General features: G+C 50.9%; 6 protein-coding genes. 3 read left to right on the top strand and 3 right to left on the bottom strand.

The window, feature by feature from the left end:
• Positions 1–313: 313 nt before the first annotated feature.
• The 3 genes from galE to AAH187_RS17665 all read right to left on the bottom strand — a co-directional run bounded on the left by galE (position 314) and on the right by AAH187_RS17665 (position 3100).
• Complete coding sequence (gene galE / locus AAH187_RS17655; RefSeq protein WP_342349803.1) at positions 314–1333, bottom strand: UDP-glucose 4-epimerase GalE; 1020 nt, start codon at positions 1331–1333, stop codon at positions 314–316.
• A 458-nt stretch (positions 1334–1791) separates the two neighbouring features.
• The gene (locus tag AAH187_RS17660; RefSeq protein ID WP_342349804.1) at positions 1792–2541 is read right to left on the bottom strand and encodes a cytochrome c biogenesis protein CcdA; all 750 of its coding nucleotides are present in this window, start codon (positions 2539–2541) and stop codon (positions 1792–1794) included.
• Positions 2542–2548: 7 nt separating this feature from the next.
• The gene (locus AAH187_RS17665; RefSeq protein ID WP_342349805.1) at positions 2549–3100 is read right to left on the bottom strand and encodes a TlpA disulfide reductase family protein; all 552 of its coding nucleotides are present in this window, start codon (positions 3098–3100) and stop codon (positions 2549–2551) included.
• A 486-nt stretch (positions 3101–3586) separates the two neighbouring features.
• On the opposite strand from AAH187_RS17665, the gene ccmA reads away from it, so the two are divergent.
• From ccmA to ccsA, 3 genes are all read left to right on the top strand, one after another.
• Positions 3587–4261, top strand: coding sequence for a heme ABC exporter ATP-binding protein CcmA (gene ccmA / locus AAH187_RS17670; RefSeq protein WP_342349806.1), 675 nt, complete (start codon positions 3587–3589; stop codon positions 4259–4261).
• The gene (locus tag AAH187_RS17675) at positions 4248–4925 is read left to right on the top strand and encodes a heme exporter protein CcmB (RefSeq protein ID WP_342349807.1); all 678 of its coding nucleotides are present in this window, start codon (positions 4248–4250) and stop codon (positions 4923–4925) included. Before ccmA ends, AAH187_RS17675 begins: the two co-directional genes overlap by 14 nt.
• Positions 4926–4999: 74 nt before the next feature.
• Positions 5000–5295: cytochrome c biogenesis protein CcsA (ccsA, locus tag AAH187_RS17680; RefSeq protein WP_342349808.1), on the top strand; the 296-nt coding region annotated here is incomplete at its 3' end.

Below are 5295 nucleotides of genomic sequence, written 5' to 3' on the forward strand. Positions count from 1 at the left end.
CGTTCCAAGAATTTTCAATGTGCAGGCTCCTGACCGCTTTCGAGATGCCTTCTCAACAAGACGACTCCCACACGAAATTCTTCGAACTTCACGGGCTCGAATTTTCTTTAGATTGAACGTGGAATGTGGTTAAGTCGGGGAACCATAATGGGACTGCCGCCTCCAGTGAGATCTTATATGATCACGAAGGCATCCCGAAGACCAACCGCACCATGGCGGTTGGGCCCGGCAATGAGGCATTCACCAGAATTCGCGAACACCATGCGGTCAGCGGCTCCCCTCACAGAGATGCGCAGATAGCCAATGGGAAAAATCAAATAGCATATCCCTGGGGGTTGTCACGTTGCCATCGCCAGGCATCCGCGCACATCTCACTGAGCCCGCGTTCGGCCCGCCAACCTAAAAGTGTGAAAGCTTGATTCGGATCAGCATAGCAAGAGGCAATGTCACCGGGGCGACGTGGGGCAACCTTGTAGGGAATCGGCTTGCCACTCGCGGCTTCAAATTCCCGCACAATCTCCAATACGCTGTACCCATTGCCCGTACCAAGATTGACCGTCAAGCACTCTTTCTGTACATCCAATCGAGCCAGCGCCTCTAATGCTTTGAGATGCCCCAAGGCTAAATCAACCACATGGATAAAATCCCGCACTCCGGTCCCATCGGGAGTTGCATAATCGTCACCCCATACGTTCAAATGTTCCCGTCGTCCCACTGCAACCTGCGCCACGAAGGGCAGGAGATTGTTCGGTATACCCTGGGGATCTTCCCCGATCAGACCACTGTCATGTGCCCCAACCGGATTAAAATACCGCAAGATGCCGATCCGCCAGGAGGAATCGCTACCGTGTACGTCACGCAAAATCTCCTCCACCATCAGTTTCGTTCGACCATAGGGATTGGTCGCAGATAACGGATGGTCTTCCGTGAGCGGAAGACGTTGCGGATCGCCATATACCGTGGCAGAAGAGCTGAATACCAGCTGTTTCACGCCACACTCGTCCATGGCCTCCAACAGGCGCAGGGATCCGACCACATTATTGTCATAGTAGGCCAACGGTTGTTGAACTGACTCTCCCACAGCCTTGAGGCCTGCAAAGTGAATGACTGCGGTCGCCCCGCTCTCGCGCAGAGCCGCCAGCACTGCGGCGCGATCACGGCAATCCCCGCGGATCAGACGAAGGGACTTCCCTGTAATACGCTGCACCCGCGCCAGGGATTCAGGATGGCTATTGGAGAAGTTGTCAAAGACCGTCACATCACAGCCGGCATGGATAAGCTCAACGCAAGTATGTGACCCGATATAGCCGGCACCGCCGGTTACGAGAATCATTGAATACGCTCCCGTTGAAATTGAGATAGCCCGCTGCTTTTTCTTTTCATGTTGACCCTTTTCACAAAGACTTCAAGAATGCTGGGACACATCAATAATGACAACCCAATAATTCCGTATTATAGAGTCTCAAAAAATGTGGTGGGACCCTACACTGAGAAGGCATGTGCATCAAGAATAGATCGGTAAGGAATAGAGGTGAATTTAGGGTATCAAACCATGTGACTTATAGACGATGGCCCAGAGAAACACCCGAGCCGTTGAAGAATCCCTAACCACTTCCTTTCCCTCGCACCCACCACCCCATAACCAATAGAAGACGGTCGCTACTCCGTGAATATTTGATGCTCCAATATACCCATAAATCTGCTTAAGACCACCATTATTCAGGAAACAATACGAGCGAGTTGGAGATGAGAAAGAAAGATGAAGGAATAACCGAGGTCGGACAGGCTGGTTTATTGGCCGATGTACCATCCAATGCCGTTGCGTTCAAGAAAGCTGGTGATGATGGTCAAAGAATCCGCATAAATCATGACGCCGACCGCTACCAACAGCCCGCCGCTCACAAACGACACCCCGCCTAGATAGGATCGAAAGTTCTTGAAGTAGCTCAAAAACGTATCCATCCCGAATGCCGTCAGAAAAAACGGGAGACCCAAACCTAACGAATAGGCCGACAGGAGCATCACCCCGCTGGACATAGATTCCGTCGTACTGGCATAGGCCAGAATGGCCCCCAACACCGGCCCCACGCAAGGCGTCCAGCCAGCGGCAAATGCGGTCCCAATCAGAAACGAACCCAGGTAGCCGACGGGACGCGTCTCGAATTGCATCAAACGTCGTTCGGTCATAAAAAAGTTTAATTTCAAGATCCCAAGCAAATACAGTCCGAAAATAATAATCAGGACACCCCCGACTTTCCGGATCACGTCTTGATAATCATACAACAATTGCCCCATTAAGCTGGCCGATGCCCCAAACGCAATGAAGACCGTGGAAAACCCGGCAATAAACAACAGGGCATTGAGGATAATCGCGGACTTAAAACGCTCTCGCTCTTCAACCTTCGCGAGATTTTCCACTGAGAGCCCGGTGATATAGGACAAATAGGAAGGGACGAGCGGGAGGACGCATGGAGAAACAAAAGACAACAGTCCCGCGCTAAATGCGGCAAGCAGAGACACCTGGCTAATCGAATCGATCATACGCTTCTTACATCCGTTGGGAAGACTCTGGGATTGGCTCTTGAAGGACTTCGGCGATTCCTCTACGAGCCTCAGGGCTATTCCAATCACGGGATCCGAAGACCACCTGACGGATGATGCCCCTACGATCGATCGCAAAGGTCATGGGGAGGGTTCGTGCGCCATAGGTCAAGCCCACCTGATAGTCCTGATCATGCAAGATAGGAAAGCTCAAACCCATCGCTTCCTGAAAAGGCCTTGTCACGGCTGTGCCCTGTTGGTCAACGGAGACCGCGACAATTTCCAGCCCCTTCGATTGCATACTCCGGTACAAGGCTTCCATGGCGGGCATTTCAATCCGGCACGGCCCACACCAGGTCGCCCAAAAATTCAGCAACACCACTTTTCCCTGAAAATCGGAAAGCGAAACAGTCTTTCCATTCATATCCATCAGGCGAAAATCCGGGGCGGGGGATCCTTTTGAAGGACGGGAGGCGACAGAATGGGACGATGGTGCATCGCCATAAGAACTTTCAGAATAGCCGGAATCACAGCCCAGAAGAGCGCAAAAAATCCCCATCCCCCCCAAAAAGAGTCCAGATTTCGAGAGATGATGGCATGCGGCCCTCCACCCGCGTATTGGTTTCAACTCACTGCCCTTCCATAGAGATATTCAAGCAACACCCAATTAGCCGTACCGGCAAACTTCTTCACCCAACCTTCATCATAAGACCCGAGAAATTTCATCGTCAATGCGATGCTCGTTATACGAGTCAACCCACCGGGATCATTTTGGTTTTATCAGGTGAATGCCAATTACATATTTTTGAGGAGGCCCGGAAATATGACAGGGTCTCGACGAAAACCGGAAAGCCAAATATGTCCTCAATTTACTCGACAAGGCCGCATCCCGCAACGAAACCCCATATCCTGCGAGACCCGGACACCTGTGAACGATGAAAGCATATGGCTAGCGACTGTTTCCAACATCTTGTTACATTCCTAGACAACCTCCAATACATTTCGTAGACTACAAGGCTAACTTTTCCCAGTCTCATACCATGACATGATCGCCATTCAGGTCAGCAACCTCTCCAAAGCCTACGGTTTCTATCGTATTTTTGAGGATCTGTCTTTTGACATTCATCCGGGAGAGTGCTTTGCCTTATTTGGCCCAAACGGGGCAGGGAAAACGACGTTGCTCCGTATTTTAGCCACCCTCCAAGCGCCTTCTCATGGTCAGTTTACCATTTTTGGCCAGGATGGCGTGGCACAAAAGGATACCGTTCGAGAAATCATCATGCTCATCGCCCATGGGTCCCATTTATATGATGAACTCAGTGCCACCGAAAATCTCCAATTTGCCTTAGGCCTTCGTGGGCAAACCCCTTCTCCACCCCAAATCAAGCGGGCACTGGATCGAACAGGAATCGGGGCCTTTGCCGACCTCAAAATACGTCAATTTTCGGCCGGCATGAAAAAGCGATTGGATTTTGCAAAAACTATTCTGGCTCAGCCACAACTCCTACTACTCGATGAGCCCTACAACGCCTTGGATCATGACGGGGTTGCTATCACCAACCAGCTCATCCAGGAAACGCTGGACCGTGCCGGCACGGTGTTCATGACCACGCATGACCGCGACAAGGCCACCCAAATCGCCACACGAGGAGGCATTCTCAAAGGCGGACACCTTCAACTTCTCTCCTCTGAGCAACTCACCACCGATGCCATTTTTTAAAACAATTCGCTGGGTCGTCTGGAAGGACCTGATCAGTGAATGGCGGACACGGGAAACCATGTCATCCATGCTGTTCTTTGCCCTCATCGTCATTCTGGTGTTTAGCTTCAGCTTTTCCATGGACCAGGATGCGGCACGCCAACTGATTGCGGGAATAATCTGGGTCGCCTTTACCTTTACCGGCATTATCGGCTTAGGAAAATCCTTTACCTCGGAATTGCAAAACGATTGCCTGGAGTCTTTACAAATGTGCCCCGCTCCCAAGGGCGCTATTTATCTCGGAAAAGTCGCGGCCAATTTCCTCTTCATGCTCTCAGTCGAAATCCTCTTATTCCCCTTGTTCGTCTTATTCTTTAATCTGGATGTCATTGAAGCCGTTGGAATTCTTTTGATAATATTTTTTCTGGCCACCTTGGGATTAGCCGCAGTCGGGACACTCTTTTCAGCCTTGACCGTCCAAATTCGAGCAAGGGAGGTCATGCTCCCCGTCCTGCTCCTTCCCCTGGCCGTTCCGGTCATGATCGCGGCGGTAGAAGCCACGCGAGGCGCGTTAAGTGGCGATCCATTTTCCTTTTACTCTCAATGGATCCAACTCCTGATCATCTTTGACATTATTTTCACCGTCGTCTCATTCTGGCTATTTGAATTCATTCTCGACTCTTAAATATTGAAACCGACTTAAAAAATCTTGGCCCTTCAGCCCTTTCCCCCTGGGTCATCTCTCTTTACAATACAAACATGATCAATCGTATTATCCGACAGATCCAACGCTACAAAGGCTGGTTTGGTGGGGCTGCGGCCATCTGCATCTTTTTAGGCTTGTACATCGGCCTGCTCGCCTCTCCGCCTGATTATTATCAAGGGGAACTCGTCCGGATCATGTATGTGCATGTCCCTCTGGCACATACCAGTACCATGGCCTATTCCGTGTTATTTTTCGGGAGCATCTGGTATTTGTGGAAACGGGATCCCCTTGTGGATAACATGTGCCAGGCCTCGGCCGGTATTTGTGCACTCTTTACGACACTGGCCCT

It is taken from the genome of uncultured Nitrospira sp., assembly GCA_902500695.1.
Lineage (GTDB): Bacteria > Nitrospirota > Nitrospiria > Nitrospirales > UBA8639 > Nitrospira_E.